General features: G+C 73.9%; 18 protein-coding genes. 11 read left to right on the forward strand and 7 right to left on the reverse strand.

The annotated features are described in order from the left end of the window. Positions 1-346 precede the first annotated feature (346 nt). Positions 347-886 carry an ASCH domain-containing protein gene (locus A0J59_RS19795; protein ID WP_064317224.1) on the forward strand — a complete coding sequence of 180 codons (540 nt, stop codon included), beginning with the start codon at positions 347-349 and terminating at the stop codon, positions 884-886. 69 nt (positions 887-955) lie between these two features. Here the strand turns inward: A0J59_RS19795 and A0J59_RS19800 are convergent, their stop codons facing one another. Beyond that, complete coding sequence (locus A0J59_RS19800) at positions 956-2173, reverse strand: ROK family transcriptional regulator (RefSeq protein ID WP_064317225.1); 1218 nt, start codon at positions 2171-2173, stop codon at positions 956-958. Between the two features lie 131 nt (positions 2174-2304). On the opposite strand from A0J59_RS19800, the gene A0J59_RS19805 reads away from it, so the two are divergent. Beyond that, positions 2305-3348: a 3-isopropylmalate dehydrogenase gene (locus A0J59_RS19805; RefSeq protein WP_047232534.1), complete on the forward strand. Its 1044-nt coding sequence runs from the start codon at positions 2305-2307 to the stop codon at positions 3346-3348. A gap of 207 nt (positions 3349-3555) precedes the next feature. Then, positions 3556-4689, forward strand: coding sequence for a branched-chain amino acid aminotransferase (locus tag A0J59_RS19810; RefSeq protein ID WP_047232589.1), 1134 nt, complete (start codon positions 3556-3558; stop codon positions 4687-4689). 100 nt (positions 4690-4789) lie between these two features. Here A0J59_RS19810 and A0J59_RS19815 read toward each other — a convergent pair whose 3' ends face one another. Then, a complete protein-coding gene (locus A0J59_RS19815; RefSeq protein ID WP_064317252.1) occupies positions 4790-5302 on the reverse strand; it encodes a hypothetical protein in 513 nt (170 codons plus the stop codon). A gap of 337 nt (positions 5303-5639) precedes the next feature. Between A0J59_RS19815 and cimA the strand changes: the two genes are divergently transcribed. Next, entirely contained in the window at positions 5640-7298 is a 1659-nt protein-coding gene (gene cimA, locus A0J59_RS19820) for a citramalate synthase (RefSeq protein ID WP_047232535.1), read from the forward strand. 109 nt (positions 7299-7407) lie between these two features. Next, positions 7408-8457 carry a biotin/lipoate A/B protein ligase family protein gene (locus A0J59_RS19825; protein ID WP_064317226.1) on the forward strand — a complete coding sequence of 350 codons (1050 nt, stop codon included), beginning with the start codon at positions 7408-7410 and terminating at the stop codon, positions 8455-8457. A gap of 73 nt (positions 8458-8530) precedes the next feature. Here A0J59_RS19825 and A0J59_RS19830 read toward each other — a convergent pair whose 3' ends face one another. Then, positions 8531-9277, reverse strand: a complete 747-nt coding sequence (locus tag A0J59_RS19830) for a YggS family pyridoxal phosphate-dependent enzyme (protein ID WP_064317227.1) — start codon at positions 9275-9277, stop codon at positions 8531-8533. Positions 9278-9386: 109 nt separating this feature from the next. On the opposite strand from A0J59_RS19830, the gene A0J59_RS19835 reads away from it, so the two are divergent. Further along, positions 9387-9785: a YccF domain-containing protein gene (locus A0J59_RS19835; RefSeq protein WP_064317228.1), complete on the forward strand. Its 399-nt coding sequence runs from the start codon at positions 9387-9389 to the stop codon at positions 9783-9785. Positions 9786-9864: 79 nt separating this feature from the next. Here the strand turns inward: A0J59_RS19835 and ybaK are convergent, their stop codons facing one another. Together ybaK and A0J59_RS19845 are read right to left on the reverse strand one after the other, a co-directional pair. Further along, on the reverse strand, positions 9865-10368 hold the full coding sequence (ybaK, locus tag A0J59_RS19840) for a Cys-tRNA(Pro) deacylase (RefSeq protein WP_064317229.1): 504 nt from the start codon (positions 10366-10368) through the stop codon (positions 9865-9867). Positions 10369-10393: 25 nt separating this feature from the next. Then, positions 10394-11119, reverse strand: coding sequence for a VIT family protein (locus tag A0J59_RS19845; RefSeq protein WP_047232540.1), 726 nt, complete (start codon positions 11117-11119; stop codon positions 10394-10396). Positions 11120-11237: 118 nt separating this feature from the next. Here A0J59_RS19845 and A0J59_RS19850 point away from each other — a divergent pair, with 118 nt between their 5' ends. Both A0J59_RS19850 and A0J59_RS19855 read left to right on the forward strand, forming a co-directional pair. Next, positions 11238-12197, forward strand: a complete 960-nt coding sequence (locus tag A0J59_RS19850) for an N-acetyltransferase (protein ID WP_064317230.1) — start codon at positions 11238-11240, stop codon at positions 12195-12197. 69 nt (positions 12198-12266) lie between these two features. Then, the gene (locus tag A0J59_RS19855; RefSeq protein WP_047232542.1) at positions 12267-12692 is read left to right on the forward strand and encodes a carboxymuconolactone decarboxylase family protein; all 426 of its coding nucleotides are present in this window, start codon (positions 12267-12269) and stop codon (positions 12690-12692) included. An 82-nt stretch (positions 12693-12774) separates the two neighbouring features. Here A0J59_RS19855 and A0J59_RS19860 read toward each other — a convergent pair whose 3' ends face one another. After that, positions 12775-15519 carry an RNA helicase gene (locus tag A0J59_RS19860; RefSeq protein ID WP_064317231.1) on the reverse strand — a complete coding sequence of 915 codons (2745 nt, stop codon included), beginning with the start codon at positions 15517-15519 and terminating at the stop codon, positions 12775-12777. Positions 15520-15810: 291 nt separating this feature from the next. Here A0J59_RS19860 and A0J59_RS19865 point away from each other — a divergent pair, with 291 nt between their 5' ends. From A0J59_RS19865 to A0J59_RS19875, 3 genes are all read left to right on the forward strand, one after another. Next, a complete protein-coding gene (locus tag A0J59_RS19865) occupies positions 15811-19494 on the forward strand; it encodes a GH92 family glycosyl hydrolase (RefSeq protein WP_082919217.1) in 3684 nt (1227 codons plus the stop codon). A 122-nt stretch (positions 19495-19616) separates the two neighbouring features. Further along, complete coding sequence (locus A0J59_RS19870) at positions 19617-21752, forward strand: phosphatase PAP2 family protein (RefSeq protein WP_052877557.1); 2136 nt, start codon at positions 19617-19619, stop codon at positions 21750-21752. A 119-nt stretch (positions 21753-21871) separates the two neighbouring features. Further along, positions 21872-22465 carry a YdeI family protein gene (locus A0J59_RS19875; RefSeq protein WP_172820092.1) on the forward strand — a complete coding sequence of 198 codons (594 nt, stop codon included), beginning with the start codon at positions 21872-21874 and terminating at the stop codon, positions 22463-22465. 9 nt (positions 22466-22474) lie between these two features. Here the strand turns inward: A0J59_RS19875 and A0J59_RS19880 are convergent, their stop codons facing one another. After that, positions 22475-23263, reverse strand: coding sequence for a helix-turn-helix domain-containing protein (locus A0J59_RS19880; protein WP_047232544.1), 789 nt, complete (start codon positions 23261-23263; stop codon positions 22475-22477). Positions 23264-23394 lie beyond the last annotated feature (131 nt).

Consider the following 23394-nt stretch of genomic DNA (forward strand, 5'->3'; position numbering starts at 1 on the left):
GGGCAGCGCCGCACGCTGACGCAGGCAGGGCGACGAAGGAGCCCTTGCCGGAGTCGGCGGGAGGTGTCTGCCCGACCATGAACACCGAGGGCTCTGCGGCTCGCTGAGCCTGACGCTCGTCGCTCACCTCGAGGAGGGGGCGGCGTCGTGCGCGATCTACCATCCGGCCTCGTGCCTCGGCCTCCCGCCAGGCCCGCCACGATCGCGCACGACGCCGCCCCCTCCTCGTGCTGTCGGGTCACCTCCACGTTGCCTCCGGGCGTCGAACGTCCGGATCCTTGCGACACGGGTGGGACGAATGGCGGGAGACCGGGCAGATCGACCCTCGGTGCGCCACGATAGGGGCATGACCCGACAGGCGGACGAGGGGGAACCGGTGACGGACGACGTGGTGGTGGACGAGAGGGCGGCGGAGATCCTCGCGTTCTGGGAGCTGGCGCGGCCGAGCGCCGGGATGGCACGGGTGGGCGTGGTCACCGGCACCACGGTCTCCGAGACGGTGCCGCCGCCCGCATGGTCGTTCGGCGACAACCCCGCGCTGGCCGACGCCCTGCTCGCGGCGGTGCTCAGCGGGGAGAAGACCGCGACGTCGTCCGCCCTGTGGGAGTACGAGGACTCGGGGGAGCCCGTCCCGCGCGTCGGCGAGCTGTCGATCCTGCTCGACGGTGCGGGCCACCCGCGGGCCCTCGTCCGCACGACGTCGGTCGAGGTCGTCGCGTTCGAGGACGTCGACGCGGACTTCGCCCTGGCGGAGGGCGAGGACGACGGCTCGCTCGAGGCGTGGCGCGACGGTCACGAGACGTACTTCCGGCGCGTGCTGGAGCGAGAGTTCGCTCCCGACATGCCGCTCGTGTGCGAGCGGTTCGAGCTACGCTACCCGCGCTGAGCAGGGGATGAGCGGTGGCCCGCCGTGCCACGTTCGGCCGGCCACCGCTCGCGGGGCAGGTGAAGAGGACTACCCCGGGACTGGTGACGCGCCGACCCGGTGGTCCGGTCGGCCCGCCGCGGTGAGCAGGAGCGTGCGCACGTCCTGCGCGACGACGGAGCGCGCGCCGCGCAGGACCGCGAGCTCGGGGACGGCGCTCGCGACGACCGCGCCCGTCCGCTGGTCGGTGCCCCGGAGCACGGCGGCCGTGGCCTCGGCGAGCTCGTCGCCGCACGCGACTCCCGTCGGTCCGCCGAGCACGACGGCGTCGGGCTCGAGGATCGCCACGACGGGCTGGAGCACGATCGTGACGCGACGGGCGAGGTCGTGCACGAGCTCGTGGACGGCGTCGGTGTCGCGGTGCTCACGGACGGCGGCGACGGCCGCGGCGTAGGGGGTGCCCTCCGTGACGCCGGGGACGCCCGCCCGGGCGCAGAGCTCGACGAGCCGGAGGCCGCCGACGAGGTCCTGCACGTTGACGGAGTCGTCGATCCCGGCGGCGGGCACGGGGAGGTAGCCGATCTCGCCGGCGCCGCCCGAGGTGCCGTGGTGGACGCGGCCGTCGAGCCACGCCCCCATGCCGATGCCCTCGCCGAGCCACAGCAGGGCGAAGCTCTGCTCGTCGCGACCGGCGTCACGCTCGGCGATCGCGGCGAGGTTCACGTCGTTCTCGACGCGCACGTCGATGCCGAGAGCGTCCTCGAGATGCCCCCGGAGCCCTTCGCGCGGCCAGCCGGGCAGCTCGCCGACGAGGGCGATGTCGCCCGTGCGCGGGGCGACGGCCGCCTGGACGCCGACGACGGCGGTCGCCACGCGCGCGACCGGGATGCACGCCTCCGCGCAGGCCTCGTCACGCGCCGTGCGGACGTCGGTCGCGGCGGCGCGGTTCGGGCCGGCGGCGACGGTGGTCTCTCCGAGCGTCCGGCCGAGCGCGTCGACGACGCTCGCCCGCACGCCGTCGGGCACGACGTCGAGCGCGAGCCCGACGAGGACGTCGGTGCGTGCGGCGTACTGTGTCGCCTGCGGCCCGCGCGCCCCCTGCACGGAGCCGGTCGGTTCGATGAGACCGGACTGCTCGAGCCGTGCGACGATCTGCGAGGCCGTCGGACGGGACACGCCCGTGCTGTCGCCGATCTGGGACCGGGTGAGCGGTCCGGCGTCGAGGAGGAGCTCGAGCGCCGCGCGATCGTTGATCGTGCGGAGCAGCCCCGGCGTGCCGGGGATCCTCGACGAGGGGGGCGCGGTCATGATGTTCCTTCGAACGGGCTTTAAGAAAGTTTCCTAATAGTGCACGGTCTCGGCCTGTCGCGCAACTCGAACGCCGTCCGAGACGTGAGACCGTCGTCCCGAGGGGTGGCGCGGCGGCGTAGGCTCGCCGCATGACGCGCACCATTGATCTGGCAGTCGTGGCCGGGGACGGCATCGGTACCGAGGTTGTCGAGCAGGGCCTCGCCGTGCTCGAGGCCGCCGTGGCCGGCTCGGATGTGAAGGTCTCCACGACGCCGTTCGACCTGGGTGCGCGCCGCTGGCACGCGACGGGCGAGACGCTCACCGACGCGGACCTCGAGGCGATCCGCGGCCACGACGCGATCCTCCTGGGCGCGATCGGCGACCCCAGCGTCCCGTCGGGCGTCCTCGAGCGCGGCCTGCTGCTCAAGCTGCGCTTCGCGCTCGACCACTACGTGAACCTGCGACCGGGCAAGCTGTACCCGGGTGTCACCTCGCCCCTCGCCGAGCCGGGCGAGATCGACTTCGTCGTGGTGCGCGAGGGGACCGAGGGCCCGTACGTCGGCAACGGCGGATCGCTGCGCACCGGCACGCCCCACGAGATCGCGACCGAGGTCTCCCTCAACACGGCGTTCGGCGTCGAGCGCGTGGTGCGCGACGCCTTCGCCCGGGCCCAGGCGCGTCCGCGCAAGCACCTCACGCTCGTGCACAAGCACAACGTCCTCGTGCACGCGGGCCACCTGTGGCGCCGGACGGTCGAGGCCGTCAACGCCGAGTTCCCCGACGTCACGACGGACTACCTGCACGTCGACGCAGCGACCATCTTCCTCACGACGAAGCCGTCGCGCTTCGACGTCATCGTCACGGACAACCTGTTCGGCGACATCCTCACCGACCAGGCCGCCGCGATCACGGGCGGGATCGGCCTCGCCGCGTCCGCGAACATCAACCCCGACCGCACGGCGCCGTCGATGTTCGAGCCGGTGCACGGCTCGGCCCCGGACATCGCCGGACAGGGCAAGGCCGACCCGACCGCCACGGTCCTGTCGGTCGCGTTGCTCCTCGACCACCTGGGCCTCGGCGACGAGGCGAAGCGCGTGGAGGCGGCCGTCGCCGCCGACCTCGCCGGGCGGGGGAGCCGAGTACGCTCGACGGCCGAGGTGGGCCGCGAGCTCGCCGCTCGCGTCGCCGGCTGACACGCCGCCCGGGTCCTGCGCGGACCCGGGCACCGGTTCGCCCGCAGTCCCCGCACCTCGGTCGTCATCGCCCCAGGACCGGATCCCTCCCGTTCTGACCCGGTGATGCCTGCCGTCGTCGTGCTCTCGCGCGGATCGCCGCACGAGCCGTACGGTCGTGGAAAACTAGGCGGAGACCACCCGGGTCGCCAGGTGAAAGGCCTCATGATGAGCACCCTCGCAGCGCAGCACCAGCCGTCCTCCTCGGAGGAGGACCTCATCGCCCTGTTCGACGTCCGCCCCACGGACGCCCCGACGCCGCCCGCCGAGCGCGAGGCCGCGATCGCGGCCCCGAAGTTCGGCACGGTCTTCACGGACCACATGGCGCGGATCAGCTGGAACTCGACCGACGGGTGGGTCGACCGCCGCATCGAGAAGTACGGACCCCTCCTGCTGGACCCGGCGACCGCCGTCCTGCACTACGCGCAGGAGATCTTCGAGGGCATGAAGGCGTACCGCCACGCCGACGGGTCGGTGTGGACGTTCCGCCCCGAGGCGAACGCCGCGCGCTTCGCCCGCTCGGCCCACCGCCTCGCGCTCCCGGCGCTGTCGGTCGACGACTTCGTCGGGTCGATCACGGCGCTCGTGCGCACGGACGTCGACTGGGTGCCCAGCGGCGACGAGGCGAGCCTCTACCTGCGCCCGTTCATGTACGCGTCGGAGGCCTTCCTCGGCGTGCGCCCGTCGCTCGAGGCCGAGTACCTGGTGATCGCCTCGCCGGTCGGGCCCTACTTCTCGGGCGGCGTCAAGCCCGTGTCGATCTGGGTCGACCGCGAGTACAGCCGCGCGGGCGCCGGTGGCACGGGCGACGCGAAGTGCGGCGGCAACTACGCCTCCAGCCTGCTGCCGCAGGTGGTCGCGCAGCAGCACGGGTGCGAGCAGGTGTGCTTCCTGGACTCCGGGACGCGCACGTTCCTCGAGGAGCTCGGCGGCATGAACGTGTTCGTCGTCAAGGCGGACGGCTCGGTCGAGACGCCCGAGCTCAGCGGCTCGATCCTCGAGGGCGTCACGCGCTCGTCGATCATCCGCCTCCTCACCGACCGCGGGCACGACGTGGTCGAGCGCCGCATCCCGCTCACCGACGTCCTCGCCGGGATCCGGGACGGCTCCGTGACCGAGGTGTTCGCGTGCGGCACGGCCGCCGTCATCACCCCGATCGGGCGGCTCGCGGGCTCCGACTTCGACCACACCATCGGCGGCGGCGAGGCCGGGTCGCTCACCATGGCGATCCGCGCCGAGCTCACCGACATCCAGACCGGGCGCGCGGCCGACCGCCACGGCTGGCTCCGCCGCCTCGCCTGAGGCACGTTCTCCGCACCCTGCACGACGACGGGGCCGCCTCCCGCGGGAGGCGGCCCCGTCGTCGTGCGGGCCGGTCAGCGTGGACGCGCCGGCCGGTGGGTCAGAGGGCGGTCGCCGGCCGCACGACGATCGTCCGCCCGGCGACGCCCGCGAGCAGCGACCAGACCGCGATGCCGATGAGCAGGTTGATGAGCCCGGACAGGGCCGCCGCCGTGACGTCGCTCGACCACGCGAACGGGAGCACGGCGATCACCACGACGACCAGTGCCATGATCCAGCCGAAGAACGCGCGCGGGCGCGGCGTGCTGAGGATGAGCAGGTGCAGGACGCCTGCCGCGAGGACCGCGAGGATCGCCCCGTCGATCGCCCACGCCGCCTGGCGCGACCCCGTGCCGAACAGGTCCGGCGGCGGGACCAGGGTGATCGAGAAGATCCGCTCGAAGATGATCACGCCGAGCAGCCCGATGAGGGCCGCGACGAGGGCGGTCGCCGCGGCGCCCGCCCAGAACCGGCCGGCCTCGACCGCGAGGCGCGGGTCCGCGGGGTTGACGGGCGGCCTCTGGTCGGGGAAGCCGGCCTGCGGGTCGTAGCCGCCCGGCGTCGGGTCGCTCATCGTCACTCCTCGGTCGGTCGCCGCCGCGCCCGAGGGCGGTGGGCGGCTCAGTGGATGGACGCTCGTGTCCATCCTCGCGGAACCTGTGGCACCATGTGCCCTGTGACACACCTCGTCTCCCAGCTCATTATCGAGTAGCGCGCCCGGTAGTACTCACCGGACGCGCAGACCTCCCGCACCCTCGGGGGGTTTTTTTGTTGCTGGGCACCACCCCCGCCCGGCGGCACGGATGCCGGGCCTCCCGCCTCACGAGGGCCCCGCCCGGCGTCCTGGGAGACGGACCAGAGGGACGGACGCTGCGGCGTCCGCGACACGACGAACGGCAGGAAGAGGCACCATGACCTCGGCGACGACCCCCGTGACCGGCCCCCGCGAGCCCCGGGTCTTCCACGTCTACGACACGACCCTGCGCGACGGCGCGCAGCAGGAGGGCATGAACCTCTCCGTCGCCGACAAGCTCGCCATCGCCCCGCTGCTCGACGAGCTCGGCGTCGGGTTCATCGAGGGCGGCTGGCCGGGCGCGGTGCCCAAGGACACGGAGTTCTTCCGCCGCGCCGCCAAGGAGCTCGACCTCCGGCACGCCGTGCTCGCCGCGTTCGGCTCGACGCGCAAGGCGGGTTTGCGCGCGTGGGACGACCCGCAGGTGCGGGCGCTCGTCGACTCCGAGGCGCCGGTCGTGACGCTCGTCGCCAAGTCCGACGTCCGGCACGTCGAGCGCGCGCTGCGCACGACGCCCGACGAGGGCCTCGCGATGATCACCGACACCGTGTCGTTCCTCGTGGGCGAGGGACGCCGGGTCGTCGTCGACGCCGAGCACTTCTTCGACGGCTACCGGTACGACGCCGCCTTCACGCGGTCCGCCGTGCAGGCCGCGTTCGAGGCGGGGGCCGAGGTCGTCGCGCTCTGCGACACCAACGGCGGGATGCTGCCCACCTGGGTGGTCGAGGTCGTCGAGGAGCTGCGCGACGCCGTCGGGCTCCCGCACGGGCGCGACGCGCTCCCGGGCGACGCGCTGCTCGGCATGCACGCGCACAACGACTCGGGCTGCGCCGTCGCGAACACGCTCGCCGCCGTCGAGGCGGGCGCCGCCCACGTGCAGGGGACGGTCAACGGGTACGGGGAGCGCACGGGCAACGTCGACCTCCTCACGGTCGTCGCGAACCTCGAGCTCAAGCACGGGCTGCGGACCCTGACCGGGGAGGGCCTCGAGGAGGCCACGCGCATCTCGCACGCGATCAGCGAGATCACCAACATCTCGCCGTACGCGCGTCAGCCGTACGTCGGCGCGAGCGCGTTCGCGCACAAGGCCGGCCTCCACGCGAGCGCGATCAAGGTCGACCCCGACCTCTACCAGCACATCGACCCGACGGCGGTCGGCAACGACATCCGCATGCTCGTCTCCGACATGGCCGGCCGCGCCTCGATCGAGCTCAAGGGCCGTGAGCTCGGGTTCGACCTGTCGGGCCAGGGCGAGCTGCTCACCCGCGTGACCAACCGGGTGAAGGACGACGAGGCCAACGGCTACACGTACGAGGCGGCGGACGCGTCGTTCGAGCTGCTGCTCCGCGAGGAGATCACGGGCGAGCGGCCGCCGTACTTCCGGGTCGAGAGCTGGCGCACGATCGTCGAGCGGGCCGGGTCGCGCGGCACCGAGGCCACGGCCGAGGCGACCGTCAAGCTCCACGCCGGCGGCGAGCGCATCGTCACCACCGGCGAGGGCAACGGGCCCGTCAACGCGCTCGACCACGCCCTGCGGCTCGCCCTCGGCCGCGTCTACCCCGAGATCGACGTGTTCGAGCTCATCGACTTCAAGGTCCGCATCCTCGACACCGAGCAGGGCACGGACGCGATCACGCGCGTCCTCATCGAGACGACCGACGGCTCGACGTCGTGGTCGACGGTCGGCGTCGGGCCGAACCTCATCGAGGCGGCGTGGGAGGCGCTGACCGACTCCGCGATCTACGGGCTGGTCCACGCGGGCGTCGACCCTCGCTGACCGGTACCTCGCCCTGCCGAGGGACGGCTGGGCGTCCGCGACGGCGGTCTGTTGCGGGGTGACCGACGTCTCCCGCCGTGCGAAGGGCGAGCGGGCTTAGGGTGGACGGGTGCGTGGTGAGTACAAGGTTCCCGGTGGCAAGCTCGTAGCGGTCGACGTCGAGGTGGAGGCCGGGCGGCTCGCCCGCGTCGCGGTGAGCGGCGACTTCTTCCTCGAGCCGGACGACGCGCTCGAGGACATCGACGGCGCGCTGACGGGCATGCCCGAGACGGCGACGGTCGCGCAGCTCGCGAGCGCCGTGCAGGGCGCGCTCGGCGAGGACGTCACGATGATCGGCTTCTCGCCCGAGGCGGTGGCCATCGCCGTCCGCCGCGCGCTCGGGCACGCGACGGGCTGGGGCGACCACACGTTCGAGATCGTGCACGAGGGCCCGGAGGAGCCGGCCATGCACCTCGCGCTCGACCAGGTGCTCACGGAGGAGCTCGACGCCGGTCGGCGCGGCCCGACGCTGCGGATCTGGGAGTGGGCGTCGCCCGCGGTGATCATCGGCTCGTTCCAGTCGCTGCGCAACGAGGTGGACCCGGAGGGCGCGGAGCGTCACGGCGTGACCGTCGTGCGCCGCATCTCCGGCGGGGGCGCGATGTTCGTCGAGCCGGGGAACACCATCACCTACTCGCTCTACGTCCCCGGGTCGCTCGTCGAGGGGCTGAGCTTCGAGCGCTCGTACGCGTTCCTCGACGACTGGGTGCTCGGCGCGCTCGCGGAGGTCGGCGTCGAGGCGACGTACAAGCCGCTCAACGACATCGCGTCGCCCGCGGGCAAGATCGCGGGGGCGGCGCAGAAGCGGCTGCGCGGGGGAGCGGTGCTGCACCACGTGACGATGGCGTACGACATCGACGCGGACAAGATGCTCGAGGTGCTGCGGATCGGCCGCGAGAAGCTCTCGGACAAGGGCACGACGAGCGCGAACAAGCGCGTCGACCCGGTGCGCTCGCAGACGGGCATGGCGCGCGAGGACGTCATCGACGCCTTCAAGGAGCACTTCCGGTCGCGCTACCGCACGGTCGAGGGCAAGGTCACGCCCGAGGAGCGCGAGCGGGCGCAGGAGCTCGCGCGCACCAAGTTCTCGACGCCGGAGTGGACCGCGCGCGTCCCCTGACGCCGTACCCCGCGACGTAGAGCCCCCGGTCGCGAGGTAGAGCTCCCCGGGCTCTACGTCGCGACGGCGGGTTCTACCTCGGCGCGGGTCGCGGGCCGAAGACGGCGGTGCCGACGCGAACGATCGTCGCGCCCTCGGCGACCGCGAGCTCGAGGTCGCCGCTCATGCCCATGGACAGCTCGCGCGCGTCGCCGGTGCCAGGCGCGCCCGAGCCGGCGACGGCGTCGCGCACCTCGCGCAGGCGCGCGAAGCCCGCGCGCACCACCGTCTCGTCCGGCGCGTTCGCGCCGATCGTCATGAAGCCCCGCAGGCGCAGACCCTCGAGCGCGGCGACGGCGGTCGCGAGGGCGGGCGCGTCGTCGGGCCGGACGCCCGACTTGGACTCCTCGCCCGAGACGTTCACCTGCACGAGCACGTCGAGCACCCGGCCGTCGCGCGCGCAGCGCGCCGCGAGCGCCTCGGCGAGCGCGAGCGAGTCCACGCTCTCCACGCCCGTCGCCGTCGCGAGGACCTGGTTGACCTTGTTGCGCTGGAGGTGCCCGATCATGTGGACCTCGACACGCCCCGCCGCCACGAGGTCGGCGAGGTCGGGTGCCTTCGCGACGAGCTCCTGCACGCGGTTCTCGCCGATCAGGTCCGCACCGGCCTCGACGACCGCGCGCACGGCGTCGGCGGGCTGCGTCTTGGTCGCCACGAGCAGCCGCACGTCCGACGGCGCGCGCCCGGCAGCGCGCGCGGCGTCGTCCACCCGGCACCGCACCCGGGCGAGGTTCTGCGCGATCTGCGCGGGCAGCACGGACGACGGCTCAGGGAGGGGCATGCGGTCAGTCTAGGTCGGCCGGGCCGTCCGAGATCCGGGTCGTCTCAGGGTGGTCCCGGATCGGCACCTGCGGCCTGATCGGCGAGAATGGTGGGGAAAGGACGGTGCCGTGAAGACACTGCTCAACATCATCTGGCTCGTGTTCGCCGGGCTGTGGCTCGCCCTGGGCTACGTCCTGGCGGGCATCATCTGCTGCATCCTCATCGTCACGATCCCGTTCGGCATCGCGTCGTTCCGCATCGCGGGCTACGCGCTGTGGCCGTTCGGCCGCACGGTCGTCGACAAGCCGACCGCGGGCGCGTGGTCGACGATCGGGAACGTCATCTGGGTGGTCGTGGCCGGCATCTGGCTCGCGATCGGGCACGTGGTCACCGCGATCCCGCTGTTCGTGTCGATCATCGGCATCCCGCTCGGGATCGCGAACCTCAAGATGATCCCGGTCTCGCTCCTGCCGCTCGGCAAGGACATCGTCCCGAGCGACGCCCCGTACACCGCCTACCAGCGCTGACCGACGGTGCGACAGAGGCCCGGTAGCGCGAGGTAGAGGCCTGGTCATGGCCAGGCCTCTACCTCGGCCGACCAGGCCTCTATCTCGCGAGGGGGGCAGCGGTGCCGTCCGTGAGCCGCAGGAGGTCTCCCGGCGCGAGGCCGACGTCGAGGCCGCGGCGCCCGCCCGAGACGTAGACGGCGTCGAACACGAGCGCGGTGTCGTCGAGGAACGTGCGGTGGCGCTGCTTCTGGCCGAGCGGCGAGATGCCGCCGACGACGTAGCCCGTCGCGCGCTCGGCCGCGGCGGGCTCGGCCATCGTCGCCTTCTTGCCGCCCGCCGCCTTGGCGAGGGCCTTGAGGTCGAGCTGGCGGTCGACCGGCACGATCCCCACGACCAGCGCGCCGCCGTCGACCACGGCGAGCAGCGTCTTGAACACCTGCTCCGCCGGGACCCCGATCGCCGCCGCGGCCTCCAGGCCGTAGGACAGGTCGCTCGACGGGTCGTGCTCGTACGGGTGCAGCGTGTGGGCGACGCCCTCGCGCTCGAGGAGCGCGACCGCGGGCGTGCCGGCGTGCGCGGACGACTTCGACTTCTTGGCCACGGGCCGATTCTGCCGTAGCGCCCTGCTACACGTTGACGTCGAGCAGGGAGCCGATGGCGTAGGTCACGCCCATCGCGATCGCGCCGCCGAGGACGGTCCGGACCGTCGCGCGCCGGGTCGGCGCGTTCCCGAGCCGGGCCGAGCCCCACCCCGTGAGCACGAGCGCGAGCACGACGGCGACGAACGTCAGCGGGATGCGCACGGCCTGCGGTGCGAGGAGGATCGCCGCGAGCGGCAGCAGGCCACCGACTGTGAACGACACGATGGACGCGACCGCGGCCTCCCACGGGCTCGTGAGCTCGTCGGGGTCGATGTGCAGCTCGGCGTCGGCGTGCGCGGCGAGCGGGTCGCGCTCGGTGAGCTGGACCGCGACCTGGCGCGCGAGGTCCGGCGTCAGTCCCTTCGCCTCGTAGATCCCCGTGAGCTCCGCGAGCTCGGCGTCCGGCATCTCGGCGAGCTCGCGCCGCTCGGTCGCGAGCAGCGCCTTCTCGGTGTCGCGCTGGGTGCTCACGGAGACGTACTCGCCCGCAGCCATGGACAGCGCTCCCGCGAGGAGTGCCGCGCCACCCGCCGTCGCGATGACCGGGATCGACGTGCTCGTCGCCGCGACGCCCACGACGACGCCCGCGGTCGACACGATGCCGTCGTTCGCGCCCAGGACCCCGGCGCGCAGCCGGTTGAGCCGAGATCCCGTGCTCTCGGGGTGGTGGGGCTCGCCGGGGTGCTGGCCGTTGCGCGGTGCGTCGCTCATGGCTTCACCGTAGGGGCCCACCGGCGCGGCGCGACCGGGGGCCGCGCGGGCTCCTGCGCGAGCGGCCGACGGCGCACACAGCGTGCGCCCCCAGGTCGCGGTGAGGTCTGATCAGGACATGGTGATCGAGCGGGAGACCCCGGGGGTCGACGGGCTGCGCGAGGCCCTGGACGCGCTGCGGGCGTGGCAGGACGACGCCGCGCCGCTCCAGCTGCACCCCGGCGACGTGGGCTGGTTCTGGCGGTTCGGCGCTCGGGCGACCGCCGCCGCGCTGCGGACGTGGCGCCGTGACGGGCGCGTCGTCGCCGTGGGGCTGCTCGACGGCCCGGACCTGCTCCGGCTCGCGATCGCGCCCGACCTGCTGCGCGACGACGAGCTCGCGCACCGGCTCGCCGACGACGCCACCCGGCCCGAGCGCGGCGTGCTGGGAGAAAGCGGGGCGTCGGTCGAGGCGCCGGTGGGAGCCCTCGTGGACGAGCGCCTGGCCGCGGCGGGCTGGCGCGTCGACGAGCGGTGGGCGCTCCTGCGCCGCGACCTGGCGGCCCCGGTCGAGGAACCCGGGGTCCGGGTGCGCGAGGTCGGGCCGCCGGAGGCCGCCGCGTGGGCCGAGACGCTCCGCTCGTCGTTCGGCGGGACGCGGGCCGTGCCGGAGCGCTGGCACGCGCTCGCGTCCGGGCTCCCGTACGTCGACGCACGCTGCCTCGTCGTGCACGACGGCCCGCCCGTCGCCGGCCCGCCCGACGGCGAGGCGGCTGACGGCGAGGCGGTCGACGGCGAGGCGGTCGACGGCGAGGCGGTCGACGTCGGCGGGGCGACCGCCGTGGCCGTGATCGGCGTGTGGTCGGCCGGCCCGGGACGACCCGGGCTGATCGAGCCCATGGGGGTGCACGCCGACCACCGCGGCCGGGGTCTCGGCCGGGCGGTCACCCTCGCCGGCCTGGCGGCGCTCCGCGAGCTGGGCTCGTCGAGCGCGCTCGTCGCGACGCCGGCGTCCAACGTCGGGGGCGTCGCCACGTACGTCTCCGCGGGCTTCACCCACCTGCCGGAGCGGTTCGACCGGCGGCGCGACGGTTCGTGACCACGCCGCCCGCGCGGCGGGAGTGAGACCGTCGACGCAGGTCACGCCCCGTCCCTTACGCTGCTCGGCGTGACGCAGGGGAACTCCACGGACGACCGACCGACCACGCGCGCGGAGCGCTACGAGCACGGGAGAGGAGTGTTCGGCGCGGTCAACGCGACGGCGGGCGCCGTCCTCGCGGAGGCGCTCGCGGACGTGTCGCCCGAGCTCGAGCACCAGATCTCGGCCTGGGCGTACGGGGAGATCTACGCGCGCCCCCACCTGGAGCCGCGCGACCGGCAGCTCGTCACGCTCGGGATGCTCAGCGCCCTCGGCGGGTGCGAGCCCCAGCTCGAGATCCACGTCCGCACCGCGCTCGACGTCGGCCTCACACCGGCCGAGATCGTCGAGGCGCTCCTCCAGTCGGCCGTCTACTGCGGGTTCCCGCGGGCGCTCAACGCGACGGCCGTGGCGAAGCAGGTCTTCGCCGAGCGCGGGCTGCTGCCGGTCGACTGAGCGGCCGGGGCGCGGCGGCGCCCCCGACCCGGGCCGCCCGACCCAGGGCGCCCGGCGGTGATGCGCCCGTCGCGGCGCCGGCCTACAGCGGCCCGACGGCCAGCACGGTCACGACCGGCTCGCCCGCCTCGTCGCTCGCCGCGAGGTCGACGCTGGCCGTGATCGCCCAGTCGTGGTCGCCCGCCGGGTCGTCGAGCACCTGCCGCACGAGCCACGTGCCCGCGGGGACCACCCCACCCGGGGCGTGCTCCGCCGTCGGGCCCTCGTGGCCTGCCGGGACCTCCGCGCCGGCCTCGACGACCTGGAAAAGCGCCGCGGCACGGGCCCCGTGGCCGATGCCGATCGCGTCGTCGCCCTGGTCGTCGAACAGCGGGTCGAGCGCGTCGCCCCACGCGTCCGCGTCCCAGCCCGCGCCGCCGTCGAGCGCGCCGAGCGCGCGGTAGTCCTCGCGGGACGCGAGCTCGACGCGGCGGAACAGCGCGTTGCGCACGAGGCGGCGGAAGGAGCGCGGGTTGCCCGTGACCGGCCGGGTCGGCGCCTCGGCGCCCGCGCCCGAGAGCGGACCGTCGCCGACCTCGCTGTCCGCGTCGTCGTCGACGGGGTGCGCGAGGCGCTCCCACTCGTCGAGGAGCGACGAGTCGACGCCGCGCACGAGCTCCCCGAGCCACTCGACGATCTCCTGCACCTCCTCGGTGCGGTGCTCCTCGGGGACGACCTGGCGCAGCGCGCGGTAGGCGTCCGCGAGGTAGCGCAGCACGACGCCCTCGGTGCGCTCGAGCCCATAGACGGACACGAACTCCGCGAACGTCATGGCGCGCTCGACCATGTCGCGGACCACGGACTTGGGGGAGAGCTCGGCGTCCGCGACCCACGGGTTGGACCGCTTGTACATCGCGAACGCGGGCGCGAGCAGCTCCTCGAGCGGCTTGGGCCACGTGATCTCCTCGAGCAGCGCCATGCGCTCCTCGTACTCGTACCCCTCGGCCTTCATCGCGGCGACGGCCTCGCCCTTGGCGGCGTTCTGCTGCGCGTAGAGCACCTGGCGCGGGTCGTCGAGCGTCGCCTCGATGACGGAGACGACGTCGAGCGCGTGGGTCGCGCCCTCGACGTCGAGCAGGTCCAGGGCCGCGAGCGCGAACGGCGACAGCGGCTGGTTGAGCGCGAACTCGCGCGGCAGGTCACCGACGAGCCGCACGCTCGGGCGGTAGCCCTCCGGGCGCGACGGGTCGGGCACGCGCACGCGCTCGACGATCCCCGCGACGCGCAGCGAGCGGTAGATGCGCAACGTCTGGCGCACGTGCTCGCGGCGCTGGGTGTCGGTGTCGTGGTTCGCGAGGAGCAGGTGCCGCATCGCCTCGACGGGGTCGCGGCGCGGGTCGGTCGCGTCGGCCTGGCCGCCGCGACCGTGCTGCGCCGTGCGCGCGAGGACGTTGAGCACCATGGCGTGCGTGACCGTGAAGTGGCTCGTCAGGGGCTCGGGCTCGGCGTCGCGCAGGCGCTCGAACGTCGCGTCGGTCCAGTTCACCGAGCCCTGCGGCGCCTTCTTGCGGACGATCTTCTTGAGCTTCTTCGGGTCGTCGCCCGCCTTGGCGAGCATCTTGCGGTTCTCGATGACGTGGTCGGGCGCCATGACGAGCACCTCGCCCACGGTGTCGTACCCGGCGCGACCCGCGCGCCCCGCGATCTGGTGGAACTCGCGCGCCGTGAGGTGGCGCATGCGCTCGCCGTCGAACTTCACGAGGCTCGTGAGCAGCACGGTGCGGATCGGCACGTTGATGCCGACGCCGAGCGTGTCCGTGCCGCACACGACCTTGAGCAGGCCGGCCTGCGTGAGGCGCTCGACGACGCGCCGGTACTTGGGCAGCATGCCCGCGTGGTGCACGCCGACGCCGTGCCGCAGGAACTTGCTCAGCGTCTTGCCGAACCCGGTGCCGAAGCGGAAGTCGCCGAGCTCGGCGGCGATCGCCTCCTTCTCCGACTTCGTCGCGACGTTCATCGACAGCAGCGACTGTGCGCGCTCGACCGCGTCCTTCTGCGTGAAGTGCACGACGTACACGGGCGCGCGGCGCGTGCTGACGAGCTCCTCGATGACCTCGGTGAGCGGCTCGACGACGTAGCTGAAGTGCAGCGGGACCGGCCGCTGGGCGGTGGTCACCTCGGCGACGGGCCGGCCGGTGCGCTCCTCGAGCTCCTCGACGAACCGGGTCGTGTCGCCGAGCGTCGCGGACATGAGCAGGAACTGGGTGTTCGGCAGCTCGAGCAGCGGCACCTGCCACGCCCAGCCGCGCTGCGGGTCGGCGTAGAAGTGGAACTCGTCCATGACGACCTGAGAGATCGCGTCGTCGTCGACAGGTCCGGCGGTGACACCGTCACCGCCGCCGCGGCGCAGCGCGATGTTGGCGAGGATCTCCGCCGTGCAGCAGATGATCGGGGCGTCGGGGTTCACCGCGGAGTCGCCCGTGGTCATGCCCACGTTCTTGGACCCGAACGCCGCGACGAGAGCGAAGAACTTCTCGCTGACCAGAGCCTTGAGCGGCGCCGTGTAGTACGTGCGGCCGCCGCGGCCCGACCGGTGCGCGGCGAGCGCGGCGAACTGCGCGCCCATCGCGACGAGCGACTTCCCCGAGCCGGTGGGCGTCGACAGGATGACGTGCGATCCGGTGACCAGCTCGATGAGCGCCTCGCTCTGGTGCGGGTAGAGCTCGAGGCCCTGCTCCGTCGCCCAGGTGGTGAACCCCTCGTAGAGCGCGTCCGGGTCGGGGGCCTTGCCCGTCGGTGCGGGCACGTGCGCGAGGAGAGCCGGGGTGCGGCCGGTCGTGGTGGTCACGGCACGAGTCTGTCAGGTGTGGAGCGCCGGGGACGTCGACCGGACCCGTCGCGCCGGCCGCGGGGTCGGTGCGGATCTGGCGCTGCCGAACCCGGGGTTGTTCCCCGGTTCGCCGCCGAACTGGGGGACAACCCCGGGTTCGGCAGCTGGGGAGATCGGGGCGCCGGGGGTTGATAGCGCTGTCAACGTGTGCGAGGGTATGCCGCGGGACCGGCGTCGAGGCCGGGTCCCGTCTCCGAGTCATCGATGACCGCCGACCCCACGCCGCCGTGGGACCAAGGGGAGCACCACATGCGGGCAGACAGCGCTATCAACGCTGATCGCGATCCATTCCCGGCACGTACCGGACCGTCACGCTCGCGCCCGCCGCGTCCCGGCGGGCGTCGACGTCGCGCGGGCGCCGCCATCGCCCTGGCCACCGCGGCGAGCCTCGCGCTCCCGCTAACCGCGTACGCGGCGCCCGGGTTCGCGACGTCGTCCACGCCCACCGCCGGGACGGAGGCAGCGACGGGGTCCGATGCCGCCGCTGCCGTCGTCGACGGCCCGCTGGTCGACTACGTCAACCCGTTCATCGGGACCAAGGACGACGGCAACACGTACCCGGGCGCCGCCGTCCCGTTCGGCATGGTGCAGCTGTCGCCGGACAACGGTCACAACGTCGGGTACGACTACGACCGCACGTCGGTCCGCGGCTTCTCGCTCGTGCACCTGTCGGGCGTCGGCTGCGGGCTCGGCGGCCCGCTGCCCACGCTCCCGACGACGGGCGCGATCACCTCGACCGACTACGGCCAGTACGCGCTCGGCTTCTCGCACGACGACGAGGAGGCCTCGCCGGGGTACTACCGCGTGGGTCTCCAGGCGGCAGCCGGAACGATCGAGGCCGAGCTCACCGCGACCGCGCGCACGGGCGTCCAGCGCTACACGTTCCCGGCGACGACGCAGGCGAACGTCCTGCTCAACGCCGGCCAGGCGCTCAACCGCGTGACGGAGTCCGACGTGCGCGTCGTCGACGACCGCACGGTCGAGACCCGCATCACCGTGCGCGGCTTCTGCCAGGACACCGAGCCGCAGACGATCTGGACCCGCACGACCTTCGACCGTCCCTTCGTCGCGCACGGCACGTGGGACGGCGCGACCGTCACCGCGGGCTCGGACGCCGCGTCGGGCGGCGAGGGTCGGCGCGGCGCGTACGTCACGTTCGACACGACCGGCGGCGACCTCGACGTCGAGGCCGTCACCGCGATGAGCTACGTGGGCGCCGACGGCGCCGCGGCGAACCTCGCTGCGGAGGCGGGGACGTTCGACGCCGTGCACGACGCCGCGCGCACGGCCTGGGAGGAGCGTCTCGGCCTCGTGCAGGTCGCGCAGGGCGCGGAGGACGACCTGCGCACGTTCTACTCGTCGCTCTACCGCAGCTTCCTCGCGCCGAACGTCGGCTCCGACGTCGACGGGCGCTACCGCGGCTGGGACCAGGAGGTCCACGCCGCCGAGCCGGGCTTCACCTACTACCAGAACTACTCGCTCTGGGACACGTACCGCACGCAGCAGCAGCTCCTGTACCTGCTCGCGCCCGACGAGTCGGCCGACATGGCGCTCTCGCTCGTGCGCCAGGGCCAGCAGGGCGGCTGGCTCCCGCGCTGGGGCTACGGCACGGTCGAGACGAACATCATGACCGGCGACCCGGCGACGCCGTTCCTCGTCAGCGCGTGGCGGCAGGGGCTGCTCACGGGCCACGAGGAGGAGGCGTACGCGGTCCTGAAGGAGAACGCCGACGGCGTCCCGCCTGCGGACTCGCCCTTCAACGGGCGCGCGGCGAACGTCGAGTACCTGCGCGACGGGTTCGTCCCGCACGAGCCCGCGCGCTCGGGCGAGCCGGGCGACTACGACCTCCAGCACGGCGCCTCGGCGACCATGGAGTACGCCCTCGCCGACGCCATGCTCTCGACGATGGCGCGCGGCCTCGGCCACGACGAGGACGCCGACCGCTACGCGGCCCGCGGCCAGAGCTACCGCAACGTGTTCGACCCGCGCACGGGCAACTTCCGGGCGCGCAGCGCCGACGGGTTCTTCGTGGGTGATGCGGACCCCGCGCACTCGGACGGGTTCCACGAGGGCACGGCCGTGCAGTACCAGTGGCTCGCGCAGCAGGACGTCCCCGGCCTGTTCGACCTCATGGGCGGCACCGACGCCGCGGTCGACCGTCTCGACGCCTTCTTCGCGTACGACGAGCTCGTCGCCGACCCCGCGCGCGTCGCGAGCGAGGTGTGGGTCAACGGCACGTACGACTACTACGGCTGGGAGACCTACAACCCGAACAACGAGCCGAACCTCCACGCGCCGTACGTGTACCTGTGGACCGGTCAGCCGTGGAAGACGACGGACGTCGTGCGCGCCGCGGCGACGCTGTTCACCGACGGCCCCGACGGCGTCACGGGCAACGACGACCTCGGCACGATGTCCGCGTGGCACGTGCTGTCGTCGATCGGTGTGTACCCGATCGTCCCGGGCACCGACCTGTGGGGCCTGACGACGCCGCTGTTCGACGACGTGACCATCATGCTCGACCCCGAGGTCTTCGGTCGGGACTCCCTGCACCTCACGGCGGACGGCGTCGCGCCCGACGCGCACTACACGCAGTCCGTCTCGCTCGGCGGCGAGCCGCTCGACCGCGCCTGGGTCACGGGTGACGAGCTCACCGCGGCGGGCACGCTCGACGTGTCCGTCGGCACCGAGCCGTCCGCGTGGGCGACCGACCCCGCGGCCTCGCCGGACGCCGTCGTGCCGGCGGACGGCACGGTCGAGCGCCTGTTCGTCGGGGCGACGCCGCGGCAGCCGGTCCTCGCGCCGGGCGGGCAGACCGACGTCGCCGTCCAGGTCGTCGCGCAGGGCGCGGGGACCTCGACGGGGACGCTCGAGGTCACGTCCGACGGCGCCGTGACGGCGACGACCGACCTCGCCGAGTGGACCGCCGAGTCCGACGGCCTGCCGGCCACGGTCGAGGGGACGGCCACCCTTGCCGCGGCGGCGGACGCCGAGCCGGGCGTGCACACCGTGCGGCTCGTCGTGCACGACGCCGCGGGGACCGAGGCAGTGCGTGAGATCTCGGTCGTCGTGTCCGGGGAGTCGTGGATCGCGGGCGCGTTCGACAACGTCGGCATCGGCGACGCCGGTGCGGCCAACGCGAACCTCGACGGGTCCGGCGCGTACCTCCTGCGCGACCTGCTCGCCGACCTCGGCGTGGTCCAGGGCCTCGAGCTGACCGTCCCGGGCACCGACCTGACCTACCTGCTCGGCGCCGCACCCGCCGGCGAGCCCGACAACGTCGCGGCGAACGGACAGGTGCTCGAGGTGCCCGAGGCGCAGCGCGGTGCGCGGACGCTCTCGCTCGTCGGGACGGCGACGCACGGCACGCAGCGCGGCGACCTCGTCCTCGGGTTCGCCGACGGGACGAGCCAGACGACCCAGGTCGCCCTGAGCGACTGGTGCACGGGCTCGCCCGAGCCGGGCAACATCCTCGTCGCCAAGCCGGGCGCACGGGGCAACGGGACCGGGACGGACAGGTTCGGCTGCGGGCTCTACGCCACGGCGCCCGTCACGCTGCCCGAGGGCAAGGTGCTGACGAGCCTCACCCTCCCGCGCAACACGCGGTTCCACGTGTTCGCGGTCGCGACCGACGCGACCGGGGTGGCCCCGGCGCCCCAAGTCGAGGTCACGGCGCAGGCCCGCTGCATGGGCGGCAAGGCGTTCGTCGCGGTGCGCGCGCTCAACACCGGCGAGCAGCCCGCCGCGATCGAGCTCGCGACCCCGTACGGCTCGAAGCTCTTCGCCGAGGTCGCGCCCGGGGCGAACGCCTACCAGTCGTTCGCCACGCGCGCCGCCGCCGTCGAGTCGGGCGAGGTCACGGTCACCGTGACGGCGCCCGACGGCGAGCCCCAGCAGGTCACGGCCGCGTACGACGCCGCCGCCTGCTCCTGATCGACGGTGGCGCGGGGCCGCACGGTCCCGCGCCACCGTCCTCCAACCCGCGCTCCCGCACCCGCGGACCGGCGCGGCTGGACGTGCTCGCGCCATCGACGACATCGAGAGAGGGACGACCCATGACCGGTACGACGACGTACCCGGCCCCGCGACCCCGCGACCGCCGGACCACCGCGCCGCTCGCCCTGCTGGCGGCGCTCACGACGCTCGCGCTCGTGCTCGCCGCGGCGCTCCAGGCGCCGGCGGCGCGCGCCGCAGAGGCGTTCACGCCGACCGAGGTGGTCGGCGCCGGCACCACCTGGCGCTACCTGGACGACAACACCGACCCGGCCGCGGGTGCCGCCGACCGGACCGCGTGGGCGGACCCGGCGTTCGACGACGCGGCGTGGAAGACCGGCCGACCGGGCTTCGGCGCGGTCAACGGGACCGCGAGCGGCATCGGGGGCGGCAACACGATCACGACCCTGCTCGACTACTGGATCACCCAGACGCCCAAGGTCGTCGTGCCCGCGTACTTCTTCCGCACGACCGTGACCCTCGACGCGGCCACGCTCGACGCGATCACCGGCCTGCGCGGCACGCTCGTCTACGACGACTCCGCCACCGTGTACGTCAACGGCGAGCGCGTCGCCGGGTGGGGCGACTCGATGATCACCCGCAACCTGCAGTACCAGGACAGGGCCGGCGCGACCGCGCCGCTGCGCGAGACGCTCGTCGTCCCCGCCGACGTGCTCGTCCCGGGCGAGAACACGATCGCGGTCGAGATCCACCAGTGCAACGAGACGAGCTCGGACGTCTTCTTCTCCCTCGCGCTCTCCACCACCGACGACCCGTCGATGCCGTTCCCGCAGGACGTCCTCGACCGGACCTACGCGTCCGACGCGACGCCGTCGGCCCCGACCGGGCAGGACTGGTTCACCTGGATGCTGCGGGGGTTCGCGGACCTGCGCGCGAAACACCCCGAGATCCTCTCGCCCAACGAGCCCGGCCGGCCCACGAGCGCCAACGACCTCGGCTCGCTCGCGCGCAACAACGCCTACGTCGCCGGGGACCCGCAGGTGCAGCGCGCGCTGACCGACGGGCGCGGCTCGGCCTACGAGACCATGGCGGACGCGCTCGGCAGCGAGCTCGGGCCGATCTACCGCGACGCGCTCGCCGACGGGCGTCTCCCCAAGACGAAGGCCCTGCTGTCCGGGCGCGTCGAGAAGTCGGTCGGCAACCACGAGCCCGCCAAGGCCGCGTACGACTACAAGCGCCCCTTTGTCCGGCTCGGCTTCACGTCCGCCGGCGGCCACGTCAACGCGTTCGAGACCTCCGGCAGCTACGAGGGCCTGCGCACCAACGGCTCGTTCCCCAGCGGGCACACCAACCACGGCTACGCGCAGGGCACCGTGCTCGCCACGCTCCTGCCGGAGCTCGCGCCGCAGATCCTCGCGCGCGCGTCCGAGTACGGCGACAACCGCCTCGTGACCGGCTTCCACTACCCGCTCGACGTCATGGGCGGCCGCATGACCGGGCAGAACATCGCGCAGCTCCGGTGGTCCGACCCCGCGTTCCGCGTGCTCCTCGAGCAGGCCCGGACCGAGCTCGTGACCGTGCTGGAGCGGGCGTGCGGCGACGAGATCGCCGTGTGCGCCCAGGACCAGGTGCCCTACCTCCCCACCGACCAGGCGCTCGCGGTGTACGACCAGCGCCTGACGTACGGGTTCCCGCGCGTCGGTGAGGCGGGCCGCGAGGTCCAGGTCCCGGCCGGCGCCGAGGACCTGCTGCGTACGGCGTTCCCCGACCTCACCGGCGACCAGCGCCGCCTCGTCCTCGCCGCGACCGCGCTCGACTCGGGTTTCGCGCTCGACGTCGCGGGCGAGGCCGAGTGGCAGCGCGTCGACCTCGCGGCCGCGATGGCGGCGGACGTCGTCGTGAACGCCGACGGCACGCTCACCGTGGACGGCGAGGTCGTGGGCGAGCCGACGGCGCCGCTCGTCGACGTCGAGACGTCCGCGCGGTGCCTCGCCGGCACGCCGTACGTCGCGGTCCGCGCCCGCAACGTGTCCGACGACGCGCTCGCCGTCGCGCTCGTCACCGGCGCGGGGGAGAGGTCTTTCGCCGCGGTGGCCCCCGGCGCCAACGCGTACCAGTCCTTCGCCGTGCGCGGCGTGGAGACGGGGGCGGACGTGCCCGTGACCGTCACGGCGACCGGCCCCGGCGGCGCGACCCAGGAGGTCGCGCGAGACGTCGCCGTCCCGTCCTGCGGCTGACAGACCGACCCGGGAGGCGCCGAGGGAACGCCTCCCGGGTCATCTCTCCCCGGTCCGCTCCCTGGCGCCTCGCCGACCCGTCGGGCACGCTGGTGCCCCGCAGCGACGACGGAGGCGCAGTGACCGAGGAGTACCAGGGCAGGCCGGCGATCCATGCGGAGACGCCGCAGGAGTGGCGGGCGTGGCTCGCCGAGCACCACGACGACCCCGAGCCCGGGGTGTGGCTCCTCACCTGGCGGCGCGAGAGCGGCCGCACGACCTACGGGTACGAGCCCTGGATCGAGGAGGCGCTGTCCTACGGCTGGATCGACGGGCAGGCCGCGACGGTGGACGCCGACCGGCACGCGCTCTGGTTCACGCGCCGCCGGCGCGGCAGCCGCTGGACCCGCCTGAGCAAGGAGCGCGTCGCGCGCATCGAGGCGGACGGGCGCATGACCGACGCCGGACGCGCCGTCGTGGACGCCGCGAAGGCCGACGGGTCGTGGACGCGGCACGACGACGCCGAGGCGCTCGTCGTCCCCGACGACCTCGCCGCGGCGCTCGGCGAGCGGCCGGGCGCCCGCGCGCACTTCGACGCGTTCACGCCGGGCGTCCGCCGCGCGATCCTCGGCTGGATCGTCGAGGCGAAGCGTCCCGAGACCCGCGCGCGCCGGATCGCGGAGACCGCCGACCAGGCGGAGCAGGGCGTCGCGGCGCACCAGCCGCGCCGCTAGCCCGAACGCTCAGCGCACGACGCCCAGGGCGGCGGCCGTGGCGTCGTCGGCGGGGAAGAACGACTCGATCGCGATCTCGTCGAGCGTGACGTCCCGCGGGGAGCCGAACACCGTCATCGTGTAGAGGAACGCGAGCTCGCCGTCCGGGGTCGCGAGGCGCAGCGGCACGACGGCGTCGCTCGCCGGGGAGCGGTCGTCGCGCCGGTGCCCCTCGGGCGGCAGGTAGCCCTCCACCTCGGCGAGCAGGGCGGCGAGCGCCGGGTCGCCCGTGCGGTCGAGCTGGCGGCGCACGCGCCGTCGGACGTGCGCTCCCCACTCCGCGAGGTTCGCGATCCGCGCGGCGAGGCCGTCCGGGTGCAGGGTCAGGCGCAGCACATTGACTGGTGGCTCGCGCAGCCGGTCGGGCACGCCGTCGAGGAACGTGCTCGCGGCGGCGTTGGCGGCCAGCAGGTTCCAGCGCCCGTCGACGGCCATCGCGGGGAACGGCTCGTGCCCGGCGAGCACGAGGTCGACGGCCCGGCGGGCGGCCGCGAGCGTCGCGGTCGACAGCGGCGTCTCGCGGTGCCGCGGGGCGTAGCCCGCCGCGAGGTAGACGTCGTTCCGCGACCGCAGCGGGACGTCGAGCTCGTCGCACAGGCGGTCGATCATGTCCCGGCTGGGTTGCGCCCGGCCGGTCTCCACGAAGCTGATGTGGCGTGGCGAGACGTCGGCGCCCAGCGCGAGGTCGAGCTGCGAGCGCCGACGCCGCACGCGCCACTCGCGCAGCATCGATCCGGCGGGTGCGTCCACGGGAGGCATGGACCCACCCTGCCGTTCCTCGGAGGGCCGGCCAACTACCTCCGAGGTCATCGACACCGTGTCGTGGCCCGGCAGACGGTGGTGCTCCGGCACCCCGCCGGACCGTCACGGCGCCGCGGCCCAGGCGCCGG

The sequence above is a fragment of the Cellulosimicrobium sp. I38E genome (assembly GCF_001647255.1).
Lineage (GTDB): Bacteria > Actinomycetota > Actinomycetes > Actinomycetales > Cellulomonadaceae > Cellulosimicrobium > Cellulosimicrobium cellulans_E.